General features: G+C 59.9%; 16 protein-coding genes. 11 read left to right on the forward strand and 5 right to left on the reverse strand.

The features are described 5' to 3' along the window. Positions 1–17: 17 nt before the first annotated feature. The 3 genes from J5N58_RS22470 to J5N58_RS22480 form a co-directional block, all read right to left on the reverse strand. Positions 18–2741 carry an ABC transporter transmembrane domain-containing protein gene (locus J5N58_RS22470; protein WP_113337960.1) on the reverse strand — a complete coding sequence of 908 codons (2724 nt, stop codon included), beginning with the start codon at positions 2739–2741 and terminating at the stop codon, positions 18–20. A 101-nt stretch (positions 2742–2842) separates the two neighbouring features. Further along, complete coding sequence (locus J5N58_RS22475) at positions 2843–3889, reverse strand: NAD-dependent epimerase (protein WP_112827898.1); 1047 nt, start codon at positions 3887–3889, stop codon at positions 2843–2845. A gap of 279 nt (positions 3890–4168) precedes the next feature. Then, complete coding sequence (locus J5N58_RS22480; protein ID WP_244713158.1) at positions 4169–5833, reverse strand: isovaleryl-CoA dehydrogenase; 1665 nt, start codon at positions 5831–5833, stop codon at positions 4169–4171. A 48-nt stretch (positions 5834–5881) separates the two neighbouring features. Between J5N58_RS22480 and J5N58_RS22485 the strand changes: the two genes are divergently transcribed. The 11 genes from J5N58_RS22485 to J5N58_RS22535 all read left to right on the forward strand — a co-directional run bounded on the left by J5N58_RS22485 (position 5882) and on the right by J5N58_RS22535 (position 16674). Beyond that, positions 5882–6700, forward strand: a complete 819-nt coding sequence (locus J5N58_RS22485) for a PaaX family transcriptional regulator C-terminal domain-containing protein (protein ID WP_113438178.1) — start codon at positions 5882–5884, stop codon at positions 6698–6700. A 410-nt stretch (positions 6701–7110) separates the two neighbouring features. Then, the gene (locus J5N58_RS22490) at positions 7111–7293 is read left to right on the forward strand and encodes a hypothetical protein (protein WP_244713160.1); all 183 of its coding nucleotides are present in this window, start codon (positions 7111–7113) and stop codon (positions 7291–7293) included. An 11-nt stretch (positions 7294–7304) separates the two neighbouring features. Continuing rightward, positions 7305–7577: a hypothetical protein gene (locus J5N58_RS22495; protein WP_112827894.1), complete on the forward strand. Its 273-nt coding sequence runs from the start codon at positions 7305–7307 to the stop codon at positions 7575–7577. A 3-nt stretch (positions 7578–7580) separates the two neighbouring features. Further along, positions 7581–7757, forward strand: a complete 177-nt coding sequence (locus tag J5N58_RS22500; RefSeq protein ID WP_244713163.1) for a hypothetical protein — start codon at positions 7581–7583, stop codon at positions 7755–7757. Between the two features lie 285 nt (positions 7758–8042). Beyond that, complete coding sequence (gene kdpF / locus J5N58_RS22505) at positions 8043–8132, forward strand: K(+)-transporting ATPase subunit F (RefSeq protein ID WP_099061261.1); 90 nt, start codon at positions 8043–8045, stop codon at positions 8130–8132. 35 nt (positions 8133–8167) lie between these two features. Next, entirely contained in the window at positions 8168–9871 is a 1704-nt protein-coding gene (gene kdpA, locus J5N58_RS22510; RefSeq protein ID WP_244713165.1) for a potassium-transporting ATPase subunit KdpA, read from the forward strand. 208 nt (positions 9872–10079) lie between these two features. Further along, positions 10080–12131, forward strand: coding sequence for a potassium-transporting ATPase subunit KdpB (gene kdpB / locus J5N58_RS22515; RefSeq protein ID WP_113443663.1), 2052 nt, complete (start codon positions 10080–10082; stop codon positions 12129–12131). 12 nt (positions 12132–12143) lie between these two features. Next, positions 12144–12713 (forward strand): potassium-transporting ATPase subunit KdpC, encoded by a 570-nt coding sequence (kdpC, locus tag J5N58_RS22520; RefSeq protein ID WP_112827891.1) that lies wholly within the window; start codon positions 12144–12146, stop codon positions 12711–12713. A 71-nt stretch (positions 12714–12784) separates the two neighbouring features. Next, positions 12785–15490, forward strand: coding sequence for a sensor histidine kinase (locus J5N58_RS22525; protein WP_244713167.1), 2706 nt, complete (start codon positions 12785–12787; stop codon positions 15488–15490). Then, positions 15487–16179 carry a response regulator transcription factor gene (locus J5N58_RS22530; RefSeq protein WP_112827889.1) on the forward strand — a complete coding sequence of 231 codons (693 nt, stop codon included), beginning with the start codon at positions 15487–15489 and terminating at the stop codon, positions 16177–16179. The genes J5N58_RS22525 and J5N58_RS22530 overlap by 4 nt, the downstream gene beginning before the upstream one ends. A 30-nt stretch (positions 16180–16209) precedes the next feature. Next, a complete protein-coding gene (locus tag J5N58_RS22535; protein WP_162759166.1) occupies positions 16210–16674 on the forward strand; it encodes a PTS sugar transporter subunit IIA in 465 nt (154 codons plus the stop codon). A gap of 3 nt (positions 16675–16677) precedes the next feature. On the opposite strand, the gene J5N58_RS22540 is transcribed toward J5N58_RS22535, so the two are convergent. Beyond that, entirely contained in the window at positions 16678–17928 is a 1251-nt protein-coding gene (locus J5N58_RS22540; RefSeq protein WP_113448161.1) for a D-amino acid dehydrogenase, read from the reverse strand. Positions 17929–17955: 27 nt separating this feature from the next. Next, entirely contained in the window at positions 17956–19089 is a 1134-nt protein-coding gene (alr, locus tag J5N58_RS22545; protein WP_244713169.1) for an alanine racemase, read from the reverse strand. Positions 19090–19212: the final 123 nt, after the last annotated feature.

Consider the following 19212-nt stretch of genomic DNA (forward strand, 5'->3'; position numbering starts at 1 on the left):
GAGGGTCTCTCCTGAAACTACCTCGTTACCAGCTCTTTCACCATACCGTTTTCTTCCACCAGAGTCTCGTAGGTTCCATCAGCGACCAGCCCGCCTTTGTCGAATACCATGATCCGTTCGAAGAGCTTGCACAGCCGCGGATTGGATAGAACCCATATAATAGTGCACTTTTCGGACTTGCTGCGCAAGAAGGAGATGACATTCTTCACCAACTGGGTCTGCAGGCGCGGATTAAGGCCGGGCAGCGGCTGGTTGAGGATGCAATATTCCGTACCGCGGATCAGCGCGCGCGCAACGTTGAGCTTCTGGCGCTGCAGCAGCGTCAGCCGCTTGCCGCCCGGACCAAGATCGTAATCGAGGCCGATTGCCAGCATTTCCGTATACACTCCCTCCTTCTCGGCCAGTTGCCTGATCAATGGGGCGATGCGGTTTTGGGCATCCGCATGGCCGCGGCTGATCTTGCCGAATAGAATGTTCTCGATCAACGAGGACGATGGCTGGAACTTGTCGGATTCGTAACGCGCAATGAGACCTCCGAGTTCCGCCGGAAGATTGGCATGGAACTTCTGGCGCGCGGCCACGATCTTGTGCATGATTTCATCGGTCAGCAGGCCGAAGCGATAGCGGCTTTCAACGTAGGCGAAGGCGGTCAGGAAGATGACACGACGCTGCTCGTCGTTCGTTTCGTCGATGCCCCGCCCCTCGATCTCTTTCAGGATGCGGGCGTAATCGGGGATTTCATGACCTTCCATGAAGGGAAGTTCGGGCAATAGCGGGTTGTTCTGCTGCATGTCGCCGAACAGTTCAACGATTGTGCTCGCGACCGAACGCCCCATTTCAAACAGTAGATCGGCCAATCCGTCCTGCCGGATAACCGACCGGAAGTAGTTGCTGGCAATGATCCGCTGGGCCGCGGTTTCTCCGCCGACAAGAGACCCGAACAGCAGGTTTTCGGCTACGGTCGCCTCGGTATTGTAAGCCTCGAAATCGAAGGGTACGACGAGTTCCGGCAGGTTGAGGCTGGCCAGTTCGTCGCGCAATGTCTGTCGGGCAGCGATGGCGAAGCGGGCTATATCCTCGTTCGTTTGCGGATCGACCGGGCTGCGCAAGGCGAGGTCGAGAACGTCTTCGGTGAGCAACACGGTGTCGAGAACGCCGAGCATCCAGGCGTCGAGCGTTTCCCTAGTTATGGCATTGTCTGGCGCCGCCCCGGTGCTGATCCACTCGCCTTCAATATCGAAATCGACGTTTCCGGCCAGCCGGGCTTCCTTGATTTCCCATTTTCGTCGGATAGCCGCGTTGCCTTCCCTCTCCATAGGCTGCAGCGGGGCGTGTTTCAGGCCGTAAAGCAGGTTGTCTTTCAGGCTCCCATGGAAAAAATAGGTTTCCGCCGAGACATAGCTGATGCGGCGACCAGTGATGGATTCCGGCAGGTCGCGAATGTCGATATCGCCTGCGGCGACCCTGCCGGCGCTCGGCCAGACCGCGCGACCTATGGCATCGGCGATGAGGCTGCCGGCGCTGCCGTTTGCATCGAGGAACGCAATGGTCTGGCCAGGCTCGACATGCAGGGAGACGTGGTCGACCATACGGCCGCCGCTGTCGTCGTCTATCGCGAGATTGACGGCGGCGAGGGGGCCGGGCAGCGGTGCGGGTACGCCGGTGTAGATAGACTGGATTTCCGGCTGAAGTATGCTGTCGGACTGGAACTGCTCGACCACCTGCTCGAACTTTACCTGCACATCCTGCCGCGCCTGATCCCAGTCGATCAGATCCTTGAGCGGGCTCGGCAACTCCTTGTAAGCGTTGATGACGGCGACCAGCTGGCCAACGTCGAGATTGCCGCGCAGGGTCAAATAGCCGCCGATACTGTAGAAGAGGAACGGCGTGACCTGGGCCAGGAAGTTGTTGATGAACTTCACCATGAACTTCCATTGGTAGAGATCGTAGCGGATCGCGAAGATCTCCCCCAGCCGACGGGCCATGTCGGCGCGCTCGTAGTTTGAAGTATCATAGGCATGGATCGTCGGCATGCCCTCGACCATTTCGCTTACCCGACCTGCAAGCCGACGTGCGGTGATCTGCCGTTCCCGACCGAGACGGATCAGTCGTCGACGCATTCTGGGAATGATCCCTATCTGCAGAAGCGCCATGAAGGCTGCTATCAGACCGAGCCAGAAGTTCTGCGCCAGGATGAACGACAGCGCTGCGATCACCTGACCGCCAAGCAATGCCGGCTGAACGAAGGAATCGCCGGCAAAGCCGCCCAGCGGCTCCACCTCGTCTTTAATCATGCTGGCGATTTCCGCGCCCTTGGTTCGTTTGAAGTAGGCCGGCGGGAAACGGAGAAGGTGGTCGATGAGCTGGAAACGGATGCGACGCAGCAACCGCTCGCCCAGGCGGCCTTTGTAGGTATTGATGACATATTTGAAGGCGTTGTTGATAACAACCAGCGCCAGGAACTCGACACTGAGCGCCATCAGCATGGACAGGCGATCGAGCGGATATCCCGCGTAGATCTGCACATAGCCGACGAGCGGCATGTCGAAGCCGAGTTCGAAAAAAGGCTGCAAGGCTTCCGGCGTCGAAAAACCCTCACCCTGGATGGGGCCGTTGATGATCTGCTTGGGCAGATCCAGCGATATGAAATACGGGATCATCGACAAAGCGACGATCATGAGAATGATGACTTGCTGACGCCAGGTGTGCTTCCAGATGTAGCGGGAAAGACTTTTTTCCATGGGGCGGGACTGGCCTGATCGAGCACAAATCGGATTTTTAGCCCCGTACTTATGTATTGTCAAAAGCCGCTGCAAGCGGCTCGCCGGCATATGTCGGGGGATCAGGAGACTGCGCTAGTGACGAGTTTTTGCGGCGCCTCTTCCCGTTTCCACGTCTTGTACCATTCGACGAATTCGAGAACGCCGCGTTCGACGGGCATCTGCGGTACGAAGCCCGTCAGCGCCTGAAGGAGATCGGGAAGTGCGTAGGTGCGCGGCACGTCGCCCTTCTGCATCGGCAACATGCGACGAATGGCCGGTTGTCCGATAGCGGCCTCGACCGTTTCCACGAAGCGGATCAGTTCCACCGGCTGGCCGCCGCCGATGTTGACGATGCGGAAAGGGGCATGCCGGGAAAGTGTATCTTCCACTCCGGGCGCCGCGACACGGTTTTCCTCATCCGGAACGACAGCGATCAACCGTATGATAGCTTCCACCAGATCGTCGATATAGGTGAAGTCGCGGCTCATCTTCCCTTCGCCGTAAATATCCACGGGACGGCCGTTGAGTATGGCGTCGGTGAATTTGAAAAGGGCCATGTCGGGGCGTCCCCATGGACCGTACACGGTGAAGAAACGGAAAGCGGTGGTCGGTATCTTGTAAAGATGGGCATAGGAATGGCCCATGGCCTCCATCGCCTTCTTGGTCGCGGCATAAAGCGTGAGCGGCTCGTCGGCATGGTCGGTTTCGGCGAATGGCACCTTCTCGTTCGCGCCATAGATCGAGGAACTGGAGGCGAGCAGGAGATGCTTCGGCCCGATGCGTTTCGCCAGTTCCAGCACGGTCCAGGAGCCGGTGAGATTGGAGGTTACATAGGCCTGCGGATTTTCGAGGCTGTAGCGCACGCCGGCCTGGGCCGCGAGATGAACGATCGCGTCGGGTTGTTCTATGGCGGCTGCGCGGTCGAGCGCTGCCGTATCCTCGAGCATGCCGATGATCGGATCGAAATTCGGATAGCTTTCGAGGATTCCATGACGCCGACGTTTCAGGGAGACGTCGTAATAAGGTGTCATGCCGTCGAAGCCGGTCACGCTGTGGCCGGCCTCCAGAAGCCTTCGGGCCAGATGAAAGCCGATGAAGCCTGCCGTCCCGGTAATCAGATAACGCATGGTCTGCCTTCGTTCCGCGTCGTTACTTCGATGTTCGAAGTCTCCTGGGCGCGGCTCGTTGCCGTCGCCATGTCGCGGTCCTAGAGCTTCCAGCGAAGGACGACAACCGGATTCTCTCGTAAATTCCGGTCAATTCCGTGAGAATAGACATGAATTGGCGTGATCGGAGAGTGATGGGCACCGGTGCAGTTCGGATCTGCGGTCAGGATGTCGGGCCTCCCGGATAGCTTCCCTAACCCGAGGTCTTCGGCGATGGCATTGTCTGGGAGGATTTCATGTTCAGGAAATCGGTGCGGCTAAGGTCTTCACCATTGCACGCTCGATGAGCGTAGCGACCGGGGCATCGGGGCCAAGTGTGCCGAAGGCGAGCCCGTGTTCCTTTGCGAGACGGGAGCGGCAGAAACATGCTGCGATGGCCTGGTCCGCCGATTTCAGAAGAAGGGAAGCCTGCAGCAGGAGTGCGACGCGTTCCACGACCGCGCGGCTGCGATATTCGAGTGTTTCCGCATCGGCGAAAGAGCCGGCGAGCGCATCGAACTCGGCATCGTAGCTACGGTCGAGACCTTTTGCGCCGGCAAGTTCGCCGAAGAGGGCGTCGCGCGACGCGGGTTCCTTGCGCAAGGCTCTCAGCACGTCGAGGCACTGGACATTGCCGCTGCCTTCCCAGATCGAGTTGAGCGGAGCCTGCCGGTAAAGACGTGGCATCATTGTCTCTTCCACGTAACCGATGCCACCGAGGCATTCCTGCGCTTCATTGATGTGTGGAGGAGCGCGCTTGCAGATCCAGTATTTGCCGATCGCCGTGGCGATGCGGGCAAAGACGGCCTCGCTTTCGTCGCGTTCTGCGGCGTCTATGGCGCGGGCGACGCGCATCGTCAGGGTGACTGCCGCCTCGCTTTCAAGAGCCAGATCGGCGAGCACGTTGCGCATCAACGGTTGGTCCACCAGGTATTTTCCGAACGCCCTGCGTTGCCGAGTGTGATGAAGGGCTTGCACCGTCGCTTGCCGCATCTGGCTCGCGGAGCCGGTCATGCAGTCGAGGCGGGTGAGCGCCACCATATCGAGAATGGTCACGACACCCCGGCCTTCTTCACCGACGAGTTCTCCAAACGCTCCGCGAAACTCCACCTCCGACGAGGCGTTCGACCAGTCACCGAGCTTGTCCTTCAGTCGCTGGATCTCGACTGCATTGCGACTGCCGTCCGGGCGAAAGCGCGGCACAAGAAAGCAGCTCAAACCACCCTCTGCCTGCGCAAGCACCAGATGGGCATCGCACATCGGAGCGGAGAAGAACCATTTGTGCCCGACCAGTTCATAGGTGCCGTCAGGTTGGCGGATTGCCCGCGTTGTGTTTGAGCGGATGTCGGAACCGCCCTGTTTTTCTGTCATACCCATGCCGATGGTGCAGCCGGCCTTCCGGTCCATCGGAAGGCTGCGCGGGTCGTACTCGGTGGAGATGAGCTTGGGAATCCATTTCTCCGCGACTGTTGATGTGTGTCTGAGGGCGGGAATAGCCGCGTAGGTCATCGACATGGGGCAGCCCACGCCCGCATCCGCTTGCGAGCCTATATACATCACAGCGGCGCGCGCCACATGTGCGCCGGCCCGGTTGGCATTGCGCCAGGCAAAGCCATTCATGCCGTATTTCATCGCCTCCGTCATCAGCCGATGATAGGCGGGGTGGAATTCCACCTCGTCAATGCGGCGGCCATACCGGTCGAACGGCCGCAATCGCGGGCGGTTTTCATTCGCTTCATAACCCGCCTGGATAAGCTCGCCGCCGGCCAGTGCGCCGTATTCGCTTAAGTGGTCACTTGCCCAGGAGGCGCCGTCGCGCTCGACCGCCTCACGCAGCGCAGTGTCCGTCTCCCAGACATTATAATCCATGAGCGCTTCCGGCTGATTTTGCACTTCGTGCGTCAGGAATTGGCTGGTAAGTGACATGTTTTCCTCCTCGTGCCCTTCAGCACGCATGAAAGAAAATTACGACCAATGACAGATAGTGTCAAACATAGTAATTTTGAGGTCCCGAACGCGCGGCGTCTGATCCTCAATCTTCTTGGTGTCGCCGCTGGCGGTGTGTTGAGCGTGGCCGACGCCTTGAGAGCCGGTGCACTCTTCGATATTTCCGAAAACAGCGTGCGGGTGACGCTAGCCCGTCTTGCCCGGTCGGGGCTTGTCGAGCTTGTCGAGCGAGGCGTTTATCGCCTGGGGTCCGAGAGGCGAAAGATCCGTGACGATGTCGCCGGTTGGCGGACGGTCGAGGAGCGTCTCGTCAGATGGAATGGCGACTGGATCGCGGCATCGACCGGAGGGCTTTCCCGCAGCGACCGCAAGGTGCTCAGGGCACGGGAGCGGGCACTCTCCATGCTGGGCATGCGCGAACTCGGCAACGGCCTTTTTATTCGTCCCGATAATCTGGCGGGCGGAGCTGGCATGGTGCGTCAGCGCCTGATCGCGCTGGGACTTGGAGAGGAGGCTGCCGTATTCCGGGCTGCGGACTTCGATCCCGAGCGACAGGAACAGGCTCTTGGTCTTTGGGAACGCGACACATCAGTCGCGGCCTACAGGGAAGGCGTGCGGCGTCTGGAGGTGTGGCTTGAGGGCGTGGCGAGATTGCGGCCAGAGATCGCCGCGCGGGATAGCTTCCTTCTGGGTGATGATGCCATTCGCCAGATCGTCTTCGATCCCATGCTGCCCGCGCCGTTGGCGGACGAAGCCGCCCGCCACGACTTTATCGAGGCGGTAAAGCGGTTCGACGATCAGGGTCGGCGGATATGGATGGAATTCTTCGGCACATCCGCTTCATGAGCGGTCCGGCCAGTTCCTGAGAGGCGTAATCGCTTCATCCGGTTTTCGATCGGGGGCAGGTGACCGCAGCCGCGGAAGACGTGAAGCTGCGGAGCTGGCGCGGCCTTGTTGAAGGTCCAGCGAACGCTCGTAAGGTGTGACCATGTCCTGATTGCGGACATCGAGCAGAGTTGGAACGGTGATCGTTGGCTCGCCGCGCGGCGGGGTTCGAACTCTGACGTGCGGCGCCTTGCTGCCGGTAGAGGCTGATCTGCTGCGTCCACTCGTGCTTGTCTTCTCGTTTATATAATTTGATTATTTTATCGTCCGGCGAGCCCAATCGAAAGCCTATGCGCTCGTGGCTACCTTCTTGTCTACCGGTTCCGCGACATTCTGCGGTGCGACCGGAAACAAAAGAAGGAGACATGTGCATGTACGGTCGTTTGGGAAGTTTCTTTCTGGCGCAATATCTCGCGGATATCGACGCGCAGAGCAGTAACAAGCGTTGGCCCGATCATGGGTCGGTCGATCAGAATGCAGGCATTCTGTTGAAGTGGTTCATGGTGGCGGGCATCGCATGCTCCACCCTGATCGTTCTCGCCCTGATTTTCTGAGGAGGCTTCTCATGGGTAGAGCGAATTTGGAAGCCGCCGCATCGGCGTCCGGCGTGCGATTTACCGTGGGGCGCGACGCTCAAGGCCGCTGGGTCGTTGCCGACCGTGACGGTCTAGTGGGAGGTGTTTTCATCGATCGCGCCTCTGCTGTGCACTTCGCCATGTTCGAGAGTGATCATAGGCCGGGCGCGGTCTGGTGTGTTCCCGATCATGTCACGCTGAAGCTCGGCAGGCTTTTCGACAAGCGCCCCGCAAGGCAGGCCAGAGCCGCCGCGAGGGCTTGAGGCGTGTCCCGCCTTTCCGGCTGCCGGCGCAGAAACGGCTACGCGTACATATGGGGTGGAGGAGACAGGCGAAGGGATCACCTCTACGCCTCGAATGTCATTCTCGGCGTGCTGGTCGTCATGCTGCTTGCCTTGCTGGCGACTTACGGACTGGCACTCGCAACCACCTTTCAAGCTTAGCCGAAATTCCTATAGGAATCCTATATCTTTGCCGGGCTCCCGATCTCGAATCTATATGCACCCGCGCCGCATATTCATGCTCGAGAGATCGAAACGATTTTCTCCTGGCCAGAAAGCGTAAAGGTGCCGTCCTTCGGGCGGCGCCCTTTGGCTTGTCTGACTCCAGTCATTGAAAAGGAGTCAAGATCAATGATGGATGTAACTCTACTCGCAATGGCGATCATATTCTTTGCACTATGCTTCGCGTATGCGCGTGCCTGCGATGGACTTTAAGGAATTACGCCGATGGTTCTCGATTACGTCTTGAGCGGTGCGGTGACTGTGCTTCTTGCCGTCTATCTCACCTACGCTCTCATCCGCCCCGAGCGCTTCTGACAACGAAGCAGCCGGGCTATTGAAAGTTTTCACCCATGACCCTCAACGGATGGCTTCAGATCCTGCTATACTGCGGGATCACTCTTGCGCTGGTCAAACCGCTCGGCGGTTACATGACTCGCGTCTTTTCTGGCGAGCGCACTCTCCTTTCACCGGTTCTCGTTCCGATCGAACGGGGACTTTACGCCCTTGCCGGCACCAGTGAGCGTGAAGAACAGCATTGGACCACCTATGCCTTTGCCATGCTGATGTTCAATCTGCTCGGCGTCCTGTTTCTCTACGCGCTGATGCGTCTGCAGGCGGGATTGCCGTACAACCCGGCCGGCATGGGCGCGGTGCCGGAGGAACTTGCCTTCAACACCGCTGTCAGCTTCGTGACCAACACCAACTGGCAGAACTACGGTGGCGAAAGCACCATGTCGTATCTGGTGCAGATGGCCGGGCTCGCCGTGCAGAATTTCCTTTCGGCGGCCACTGGCATGGCAATCGCCATTGCCCTCATCCGCGCCTTTTCGCGGGCATCGGGCAAGGTGATCGGCAACTTCTGGGTCGATATGATCCGTAGCACCCTCTACGTTTTGCTGCCGATCTGCATCGTGCTGACGTTGATCTATGTCTGGCTCGGAGTACCCCAGACATTCGGTCCCTATGTTAACGCCACGACGCTTGAAGGTGCGCAGCAGACCATCGCGGTTGGCCCCGTCGCTTCACAGCTTGCCATCAAGATGCTCGGTACCAATGGCGGCGGCTTCTTCAATGCCAACTCGGCCCACCCCTTCGAAAACCCCGATGCGATCTCCAACCTTATTCAGATGGTGTCTATCTTCGCCATCGGCGCGGCCCTGACCAACGTATTCGGCCGCATGGTCGGCAATCAGCGCCAGGGCTGGGCGATCCTGGCCGCGATGGGCATGCTGTTCATCGGCGGTGTCGCGGTCACCTACTGGGCCGAAGCCGCAGGCAATCCGCTGATGCAGTCCCTCGGCCTTGCGGGCGGCAACATGGAGGGCAAGGAAGTGCGCTTCGGCATCGTCCTGTCCTCGCTGTTTGCCGTCATCACCACGGCGGCATCCTGCGGCGCGGTCAATGCTATGCATGGCAGCTTCACCGCACTGGGTGGCCTGATCCCGCTTATCAACATGCAACTCGGCGAAATCATCGTTGGCGGCGTCGGCGCGGGCTTCTATGGCATCGTGCTGTTCATCGTCGTCGCCGTCTTCGTGGCTGGCCTCATGGTTGGCCGCACGCCGGAATATCTCGGCAAGAAGATCGAGGCGAAGGAAATGAAGATGGCCGTTCTCGCCATTCTTTGCTTGCCGCTGGCGATGCTTGTCTTCACCGCGATCGCGTCGGTGCTACCTTCGGCGGTCGCCTCGATCGGCACAGCCGGGCCGCACGGCTTCTCCGAGATTCTCTATGCCTACACCTCGGCCGCTGCCAACAACGGCTCGGCTTTCGGCGGTCTCACCGGCAATACCCCCTGGTACAACCTGACGCTGGGCATCGGCATGCTGGCCGGTCGTTTCCTGGTTATCATTCCCGCTCTCGCAATCGCGGGATCGCTGGTCGCCAAGAAGACGGTTCCGGCCTCGGCGGGCACTTTCCCGACCGATGGTCCGCTCTTCGTCGGCCTGCTCGTCGGCACAATCCTGATCGTCGGCGGTTTGACCTTCCTGCCGGCGCTAGCACTCGGACCGGTGGTCGAGCACTTGGCCATGATTGCCGGACAGGTCTTCTGAGGTGCAAGCCGTGACCCTGCGCAAAAGGTCTTTGAACGCTTCCCTTCATGCTCCGGTTCGCCGGGGCGTGGAAGGCCCGAAATGGCGGGCTTCCACTGTCATCCTACTGATGACGGTCGGGATCCTGATCCTCGCGGCCACAATCCAAATCGTGCACGACTGACCGGTTGGCCGGTCCACCATTCTCGTTTCAACGCTGGAGTCTCTTATGAGCCAGGCAAAATCCGCGAGCATCGTCGATTCTCGCATTCTCATTCCGGCTATCGGGGCCGCTTTCAGGAAGCTCAACCCGAAGACGCTTGCCCGCAACCCGGTCATGTTCGTCGTGGCCGTGGTCTCGATGCTGACCACCGTTCTCTTCCTCCGCGATCTTGCGACCGGTGGCGGCAATCTCGGCTTTTCCTTCCAGATCAACCTCTGGCTCTGGTTCACCGTGCTCTTTGCCAATTTCGCCGAGGCGGTCGCCGAGGGTCGAGGCAAGGCGCAGGCGGATTCGCTGCGCAAGGCACGCACGGAAACCCAGGCCAAGCTGCTGACGGGCAGCGACCGCGCCAGCTATCGCATGGTGCCGGGCACCAGCCTCAAGGTGGGCGATATCGTTCTCGTCGAGGCTGGCGATATCATTCCGTCCGACGGCGAGGTGATCGAGGGTGTCGCTTCGGTCAATGAAGCTGCGATCACCGGCGAATCCGCCCCGGTTATCCGTGAATCCGGCGGTGACCGTTCGGCTGTCACCGGCGGTACGCAGGTTCTTTCCGACTGGATTCGCGTCCGCATCACGGCTGCTGCCGGTTCAACCTTCCTCGACCGCATGATCTCGCTCGTCGAAGGCGCCGAGCGCCAGAAGACGCCGAACGAGATTGCGCTCAACATCCTGCTCGCCGGTATGACGCTTATCTTCGTTCTCGCCACCGCCACCATCCCGAGCTTTGCAGCCTATGCTGGTGGCTCGATACCGATCATCGTGCTCGTCGCCCTTTTCGTGACGCTGATCCCCACCACCATCGGCGCGCTTCTTTCGGCAATCGGGATTGCCGGCATGGATCGCCTGGTGCGTTTTAATGTGCTTGCCATGTCGGGCCGTGCGGTTGAGGCTGCCGGTGACGTCGATACGCTGCTGCTCGACAAGACCGGTACGATAACGCTCGGTAACCGTCAGGCCACAGCTTTTCATCCGGTTCGCGGCGTATCCGAGCGGGATTTGGCCGATGCAGCCCAACTCGCCTCGCTCGCGGACGAAACACCCGAGGGACGTTCTATAGTCGTTCTCGCCAAGGAGAAGTACGGTATCCGCGCCCGCGACATGGCCAGCCTGAAGGCGACCTTCGTCCCGTTTACCGCCCAGACGCGCATGAGCGGCGTCGATCTCGACGGTTCCAGCATCCGCAAGGGCGCCGTCGATGCGGTTCTTTCCTACCTCGGTTCCGCTGCGTTGGGGGCCGCCGCGGTGAGTGAGTTGCAGGCGATAGCAGACGAGATCGCAAAAACCGGCGGTACGCCGCTTGCCGTTGTCCGCGACGGGAAGCTGCTCGGCGTTGTGCAGCTCAAGGACATCGTCAAGGGCGGCATTCGCGAACGTTTCGCCGAGCTGCGCCGCATGGGCATCCGCACGGTCATGATTACCGGTGACAACCCGATGACCGCCGCTGCGATTGCCGCAGAAGCCGGCGTGGACGATTTCCTCGCCCAGGCGACACCGGAAAACAAGCTGCAGCTCATCCGTGAGGAGCAGGGCAAGGGCAAGCTGGTTGCCATGTGCGGCGACGGCACGAATGATGCTCCGGCGCTGGCACAGGCGGATGTCGGCGTGGCCATGAACACCGGCACGGTCGCCGCGCGCGAGGCCGGCAACATGGTGGACCTCGACAGCGACCCGACGAAGCTCATCGAGATCGTCGAAATCGGCAAGCAGCTTCTCATGACCCGCGGCGCGTTGACGACGTTTTCGATCGCCAACGATATCGCCAAGTATTTCGCCATCATCCCCGCGATGTTCCTGGCCTTTTATCCGCAGCTCGGCGTGCTCAACGTCATGGGCCTTGCAACGCCTGAGAGCGCCATTCTCTCGGCGATCATCTTCAACGCTCTTATCATTATCGCGCTGATCCCGCTCGCGCTGAAAGGCGTGCGCTACCGTCCGGTCGGCGCCGGTGCGCTGCTTTCCCGCAATCTGCTCATCTACGGTGGTGGCGGCATCATCGTCCCCTTCATCGGCATCAAGGTGATCGACGTCGTCATCACGGCGATCGGTCTCGCCTAAGGAGTAAGAACAATGCTCAAGCAACTTCGCCCGGCAATCGTCATGCTCGTTGCCACCACCGCCGTAACCGGACTTGCCTATCCCCTCGCGATGACCGGGGTCGCCCAGGCGATCTTCCCGCATCAGGCGAATGGCAGTCTGGTCGAGAAGGATGGTCAGGTCATTGGCTCGGCGCTGATCGGCCAGGCCTTCACCAGCGAGAAATATTTCCACGGGCGTCCATCCGCAGCCGGCGACGGTTACAACGCGGCCGGCTCCTCGGGGTCAAATCTCGGTCCGACCAACAGCAAGCTGATTGACCGCGTCAAGGCCGACTATGAGGCCGCCCGCGCGACCAATCCGAATGCCGAGGTGCTGCCGATCGACCTCGTGACGGCATCCGGCAGCGGGCTTGATCCCCATATTTCTCCTGAGGCCGCCTACTTCCAGGTCCCGCGTGTTGCCAAGGCGCGCGGTATCGATGAGGCAACCGTCCGCACGCTGGTGGACGGCCACACGGAAGATCGTGAACTCGGCCTGCTTGGCGAACCGACCGTCAATGTGCTGGCGCTCAATCTGGCGCTTGACCAGGCTCATCCATAAATTGAAATAGGCTGTCTGGGCGAGTGGCCATCGATAGTGGCCACTCGTGCCCGATCAAGAGATTTCAACCCATGCCGGACGACACACGCGAAATGCTGAACAGGCCATCGCCGGATGCATTGCTGGAGCACGCCGAGCGGGAGACGCGCGGGAAGTTGAAAATCTTCCTCGGTGCTGCTCCCGGCGTTGGCAAAACCTATGAGATGCTGATGTCCGGCCGCGCCCAGAAGGTCGATGGCGTCGATGTGGTGGTCGGCGTCGTTGAGACCCACGGTCGCAAGGAAACTCAGGCACTTCTCGACGGGTTTGAAATCATCCCGCGCAAGCGGATCGATTATCGCGGACAGTATCTCGAGGAAATGGACATCGACGCCATTCTCGCCCGGCGTCCGACACTCGTGCTCGTCGATGAACTGGCGCATACGAATGCCGCCGGCAGCCGCCATCCCAAACGTTACATGGATGTGCAGGAGATCCTTTCGCAAGGCATCGACGTCTATTCGACGCTGAACATCCAGCATGTCGAGAGCCTGAATGACGTCGTTGCCCAGATCACCCGTATCCGCGTGCGCGAGACGGTGCCGGATTCGATCATCGACCGGGCCGATGACGTGGAAATCATCGACCTCACGCCCGACGACCTCATCAAGCGGCTGAAGGACGGCAAGGTTTATCTACCGACGACCGCTCGCCGGGCGATGGAGAACTATTTCTCTCCGGGTAATCTGACCGCCCTTCGCGAGCTTGCCCTGCGGCGCACGGCACAACGGGTGGACGAACAGCTTCTCAATCACATGCAGGCGCATGCGATTTCCGGTCCCTGGGCCGCGGGAGAACGAATACTCGTCTGCCTCGATCACAGTCGCAACGGCGCGAGCCTGGTCCGATATGCCCGCCGGCAGGCGGATCGCCTGCGTGCGCCCTGGGCAGCTCTGCATCTCGAAACGCCGCAATCGATCAATCTGTCGGAAGAGGACAAGGATCGTCTGGCGGCCAATATGCGGCTTGCCGAACAGCTCGGCGCCGAGACCGTGACCTTGCCGGGACTTCGGGTCTCACGGGAGGTCATCGCTTATGCCCATGCCAACAATTTCACCCACATCGTCGTCGGTCGTCCGACGAAGCCACGCTGGAGACAGCTGTGGCAGGGCTCGGTTACATACGATCTGATCCGCTATGCAGGCGACATCAGCGTCCATGTTATTTCCAATGACGCGAAGGAAAACGAACTGCGGCGCGGCGTGAAGCAGGCGTCGCAGCCGAAGCCGTTCCGTATCAAGCCCTATGTTAAAAGCACGATCTTCATCGCGCTTGCGATTGGTGCCGGGGTTCTGCTCGATCAGACGCTTGCCGTGCAGAACCTTGCGCTGGTCTTCCTGATGGCCGTGCTGGCTGCTGCGATACGCGGCGGCCTCGGAGCAGGGCTCTATGCCTCGGTGATCGGTGCGCTGTCTTTCAATTTCTTCTTCCTGGAACCCAGATACACCTTCACCGTGCGGGATGCGGAAAGTCTCGTTGCACTGTTTTTTTATCTTGGGGTAGCGCTGGTCGCCTCGAACCTGGCTGCCGCCGTCCAGCGGCAGGCGGTCGCTGCGCGTCAAAGGGCGAGAACAACCGAAGACCTCTATCTCTTTTCGAAGAAGCTCGCGGGCACGGGCACACTCGATGACGTTTTGTGGGCGACCGCCTTCCAAATCGCTTCCATGCTGAAGGTAAGGGTCGTCATTCTCCTGCCGGAGAAGGGGACCATCGTCGTCAAAGCAGGATATCCGCCCGACGATACGCTCGTTGACGCAGACATAGCCGCTGCAAAATGGGCCTGGGAGCATAATCGTCCCGCCGGTCGGGCAGCCGACACTCTTCCGGGCGCCAAGAGGCTTTACCTGCCGCTACGAACCGGACGTGAGGCAATCGGCGTCGTCGGGCTCGACAACGACAAGCAGGGGCCGCTTTTGACGCCGGAACAGCAACGGCTCTTCGATGCACTGGCTGACCAGGCGGCGCTTGCGATTGAGCGTATCCAGCTTGTTTCCGATGTCGACAAGGCACGGCTTGCCGCTGAAACGGACCGCCTGCGCACTGCTCTTCTCACCTCCATCTCGCATGATCTCAAGACGCCGCTTGCCGCCATCATGGGCTCGGCCGGCACGCTCAAGGACTTCGGGACCAGCCTGACCGAGGAGGCGCGTGCCGATATGCTTGCGACTGTCATTGACGAATCCGAACGGCTAAGCCGTTTCATTTCCAATCTGTTGGACATGACGCGCATCGGGTCGGGCGCCATGGAGCCGAACTATGCCTTTCATTTCGTCGGCGATATCGTCGGGACGGCGCTGAACAGGGCCGCGAAGATCAGCTCCAGGCATAAGATTGTCGTCAGCATTCCAGCCGATCTCCCCATGCTGAAGGTCGATGCGGTTCTGTTCGAGCAGGTCCTTTTCAACCTGATCGACAATGCCGCGAAATATGCGCCGGATGAAACGGTGATCGAGATCCGGGGCTTGCAGGACGGTGGCGCGGTCCTACTTTCGGTAAAGGACGAGGGACCGGGAATTCCGGCCGAGGACATCGAACGGGTCTTCGACAATTTCTACCGCGTCAGGAAAGGTGACCATGTGCGCGCCGGCACCGGGCTCGGACTTGCGATTTGTCGAGGTTTCGTGGAAGCCGTGGGCGGGACTATCCGCGCCGACAACCGCCCAGACCGTTCCGGTGCCATCTTCACCATCCGCATGCCGGTGCCCGCCGAACTGCCCGTTCTGGGAGAAAGCGAATGACCAATTCCGCTGTCAGGATTCTCATCGTCGACGATGAACCACCGATCAGAAAGTTGCTGCGGGTCGGCCTGTCCACACAGGATTACGCGATCAGCGAGGCGATGAACGCCAAGGTGGCCATCGAGGCGGTGAAGACGGAAAAGCCGAACCTCATCGTCCTAGACCTTGGCCTGCCGGACATCCCCGGTCTCGATCTTCTGGCCAGATGGCGGGGCGAGGGACTGGATCTGCCTATCGTTATCCTGTCGAGCCGCACCGACGAGGCCGGCATCGTCAAGGCGCTGGAACTAGGCGCCGACGATTATGTCACCAAACCGTTCGGGATGAACGAACTTGTCGCACGGATTCGCGTCGCTCTTCGCCATCGGCTGCAGAGCCACGGAGAAAAACCGATCTTCCAGACGGGAGAGCTTTCGGTCGACCTGGTCAAGCGCATCGTCAAGGTGGCGGGCAAGGAAGTGAAGCTCTCGCCGAAGGAATACGACATCCTGCGCATTCTGGTGCAGCATGCCGGCAAGGTGCTGACCCACCGCTTCCTTCTGGAACAGGTATGGGATAGCCTGACCGATGTCCAATATCTGCGTGTCTACGTTCGCCAGCTTCGGCAGAAAATTGAAAAGACACCTGACCAGCCCCGTTACATTCTCACCGAAACCGGGGTCGGTTATCGGTTGCAGGAAGGCCAGTAGGACCTTTCTTTCTCGAACATGGATAGAATCATGAAGCTCCGAGATTATCTTCCGGCGGATAATGTCGTGGTTGGCCTGCAGGCAACCACAAAGGCCGGTCTGATCAGACAGCTTGCCGAACTGTCAGCCGAGAGGCTGAAAATCGGTGTCGAAGAAATCGTCCGGCCGCTGATCGCTCGGGAAAGCCTGGGCTCCACCGGGATCGGCGGCGGCATCGCGGTACCTCATGCTGGCGTGACGGGCATAGAGAAACATTTCTGCCTGTTTGTCCGTCTTGCAAAAGCGGTCGATTTCGAGGCGGTAGACGAATTGCCCGTCGATCTTGTGTTCGTGCTTCTCAATCCAGAGAACGGGCCTAGCCACCTCAATATCCTTTCCTACATTGCCCGTAGAATGCGGGAGGACAAGGTTGCCCAGGCCGTTCGCATGGCGATATCGCCGGCGGACATATATCGCGAATTATGTCCGCCGGATTTCCCGTCGACGTCGCTTTGACCGTCAGGCGTAGCGGCTGATCGCGAGGTCGGTGGCGTCGATTTCGGCCTTTCGACCGCTGACCAGATCGCTGATCACACGGGCGGAGCCACAACTCATCGTCCAGCCAAGGGTTCCGTGACCGGTGTTGAGGAAAAGACCCTGGATCTTTGTCGGGCCGATGACCGGGGTGCCGTCCGGTGTCATCGGACGAAGGCCCGACCAGAAGAGCGCTTGCGATACGTCCCCGCCAGGGAAGAGATCGGTGACGGAATGTTCGAGCGTGCGGCGGCGGGCAAGCCCGAGATCGTTGGTATAGCCGGAAATTTCCGCCATGCCGCCGACGCGGATGCGGTCGCCGAGGCGGGTGATGGCGATCTTGTAGGTTTCGTCCATGACGGTCGATTCCGGAGCGCGGCTGGCATCCGTGATTGGGATTGTGAGGGAGTAACCCTTGACCGGATAGACCGGCAGGCTGATGCCGACCTGCTTGAGCAGTAGCGGCGAATAGCTGCCAAGCGCCACGACGACAGCGTCGCCAAGAACCGGCGCTCCGTCCGTCACAATGCCGCGCACACGGCCGCCTTCAACGTCTAGACCCTTGATGTTCGTGCCGTACTGGAAGCGAACGCCGAGTGCTGCGACCTTTTCGGCCAGCGCATTGGTGAACTTGAAGCAGTCACCGGTTTCGTCCTTCGGTGTCAGCAGGCCGCCGACGATTTTTTCGCGGACGTGCCGGAGAGCCGGCTCGACCCGGATACATCCTTCCGGATCCAGGACTTCGTAGGGAATGCCATCGGCGGCGAGCGCCTTCACGTCCTTGGCTGAGGCATCGAGTTGTCCCGGGGTACGAAAAAGCTGCAGCGTTCCCTGCATGCGCTCATCATAGGCGAGGCCGGTTTCCTCGCGTACGGCGGCAAGCGATGTTCTGCTGTAATCGGCGAGACGAAGCATGCGGCTCTTGTTGATGGCATAGCGTTCCGCGGTGCAATTCGCCAGCATCCTGAACATCCAGGACAGCATGGCCGTGTCTAGCCTTGGGCGCAGAATGAGCGGCGCATGTTCCATGAATAGCCATTTCATGGCCTTCAGCGGAATTCCGGGCGCTGCCCAGGGCGAGCAATAGCCGAACGATACTTCGCCGGCATTGGCGAAGCTTGTTTCCAAGGCGGGGCCGGGCTGGCGGTCGATGACGACGACCTCATGTCCGGCCTTGGCGAGTTGATAGGCGGATGTCACGCCGACTACGCCGGCGCCGAGAACGATGACTTTCATGATTGCCTCGATGACAGGAGAGAATTGTTAGCGGTATTGGCGGCGGTAACGGTGGCCGAGACTGGTCAGTATCTCATAGGAGATGGTTCCAGCATCCGCCGCAAGCATTTCCAGAGTCTGGTTCGGGCCGATGACTTCGACCAGACTGCCGAGGGAGAGCGTGCCTGCCGGCAGGGCGGAGACATCGATCGTGATACTGTCCATGGATACGCGGCCGACGATAGGCAGTCGCACGCCGTTGTAATAGACGGCGCCGCTGTCGCTGAGACTGCGGGGCAGCCCGTCGGCATAGCCGGCGGCAATCGTCGCAAGCCGCGTCTCGGTCTTCGTGACAAAAGTTGCGCCATAGCCGACACGGGCGCCGGCAGGAACGGTTCGCGTCTGGATCACCGCCACATCAAGGCTGACGACCGGTTCCATCGGATTGCTTCCGCCGTTGTTCGGCGCGCCGCCATAAAGGGCGATGCCGGGGCGGGTGAGCACGCCGTGATATTCGTTGCTGAGGAAGACGCCGCCGGAATTGGCAAAACAGACGCCGAATGCAGGAAACTCTTCTGCTATCCGACGCATTTCCGAGAGCTGGTCGCCGTTTTGCTGGCTGTCCTCGTCATCGGCCGAGGCCAGATGGCTCATGATGAACAGGATGTCGAGGTCCTGGTTGCTTCGCAGTTCCTCGACCAAGAAGGATCGTTCTTCCGGCGGGAAGCCGAGCCGAGACATTCCGGTGTCGAATTGCAGCACTGCGGGCAGGCGCCGATGGATCGCGCGTGCGGTCGCAGACCAGCGGTGCAATTGTTCCATCGAGTTCAGCACCGGGATGATGCCCGCTTCGGCGGCCGGTGTTTCGTTTCCGGGCTGCAAACCGTTCAGAACGAAGATACGAGCTTCGTCGGACAGGTGCGGTCTGATCTCGATCGCCTCGCAGAAGTGGGCGACAAAGAAATGGTGGCAGCCGGCGGAGAGAAGCACCGGGGCAATTTTCGTGGCGCCCAGTCCATAGGAGTCGGCCTTGACCACAGCCGCGGCCTTTGCCGGCGAAACGGCTGCGGAAAGCTTCTCATAATTGCGCCGGATGGCGCCGAGATCGATGGTGAGATAGCCGGACGCGCCTTCATTGCTTGTCCATTCCCGAATGCGATTGTTCCGGATGCCGTTATCCACGTCTTACCCCTCTTTTTATCGGGCAAGGATATTGAAACGATCGGAGAATTTCCCATTGATTTACGCTTCATTGTTCTATGAAATAACTCATTGTGAAATAATCTGCGAAATGTTGGAATAAAC

The organism is Paenirhizobium cremeum (assembly GCF_022884085.1).
Lineage (GTDB): Bacteria > Pseudomonadota > Alphaproteobacteria > Rhizobiales > Rhizobiaceae > Allorhizobium > Allorhizobium cremeum.

Coding starts and splice junctions, on each gene's coding strand:
- J5N58_RS22475 (WP_112827898.1), bottom strand. CDS start 3,889: ATGCGTTATCTGATTACCGGGACGGCAGGCTTCATCGGCTTTCATCTG.
- J5N58_RS22530 (WP_112827889.1), top strand. CDS start 15,487: ATGACCAATTCCGCTGTCAGGATTCTCATCGTCGACGATGAACCACCG.
- J5N58_RS22535 (WP_162759166.1), top strand. CDS start 16,210: ATGAAGCTCCGAGATTATCTTCCGGCGGATAATGTCGTGGTTGGCCTG.
- J5N58_RS22480 (WP_244713158.1), bottom strand. CDS start 5,833: ATGTCACTTACCAGCCAATTCCTGACGCACGAAGTGCAAAATCAGCCG.
- J5N58_RS22525 (WP_244713167.1), top strand. CDS start 12,785: ATGCCGGACGACACACGCGAAATGCTGAACAGGCCATCGCCGGATGCA.
- kdpA (WP_244713165.1), top strand. CDS start 8,168: ATGACCCTCAACGGATGGCTTCAGATCCTGCTATACTGCGGGATCACT.
- J5N58_RS22470 (WP_113337960.1), bottom strand. CDS start 2,741: ATGGAAAAAAGTCTTTCCCGCTACATCTGGAAGCACACCTGGCGTCAG.
- J5N58_RS22490 (WP_244713160.1), top strand. CDS start 7,111: ATGTACGGTCGTTTGGGAAGTTTCTTTCTGGCGCAATATCTCGCGGAT.
- J5N58_RS22485 (WP_113438178.1), top strand. CDS start 5,882: ATGACAGATAGTGTCAAACATAGTAATTTTGAGGTCCCGAACGCGCGG.
- kdpB (WP_113443663.1), top strand. CDS start 10,080: ATGAGCCAGGCAAAATCCGCGAGCATCGTCGATTCTCGCATTCTCATT.
- J5N58_RS22495 (WP_112827894.1), top strand. CDS start 7,305: ATGGGTAGAGCGAATTTGGAAGCCGCCGCATCGGCGTCCGGCGTGCGA.
- kdpF (WP_099061261.1), top strand. CDS start 8,043: ATGGTTCTCGATTACGTCTTGAGCGGTGCGGTGACTGTGCTTCTTGCC.
- J5N58_RS22540 (WP_113448161.1), bottom strand. CDS start 17,928: ATGAAAGTCATCGTTCTCGGCGCCGGCGTAGTCGGCGTGACATCCGCC.
- kdpC (WP_112827891.1), top strand. CDS start 12,144: ATGCTCAAGCAACTTCGCCCGGCAATCGTCATGCTCGTTGCCACCACC.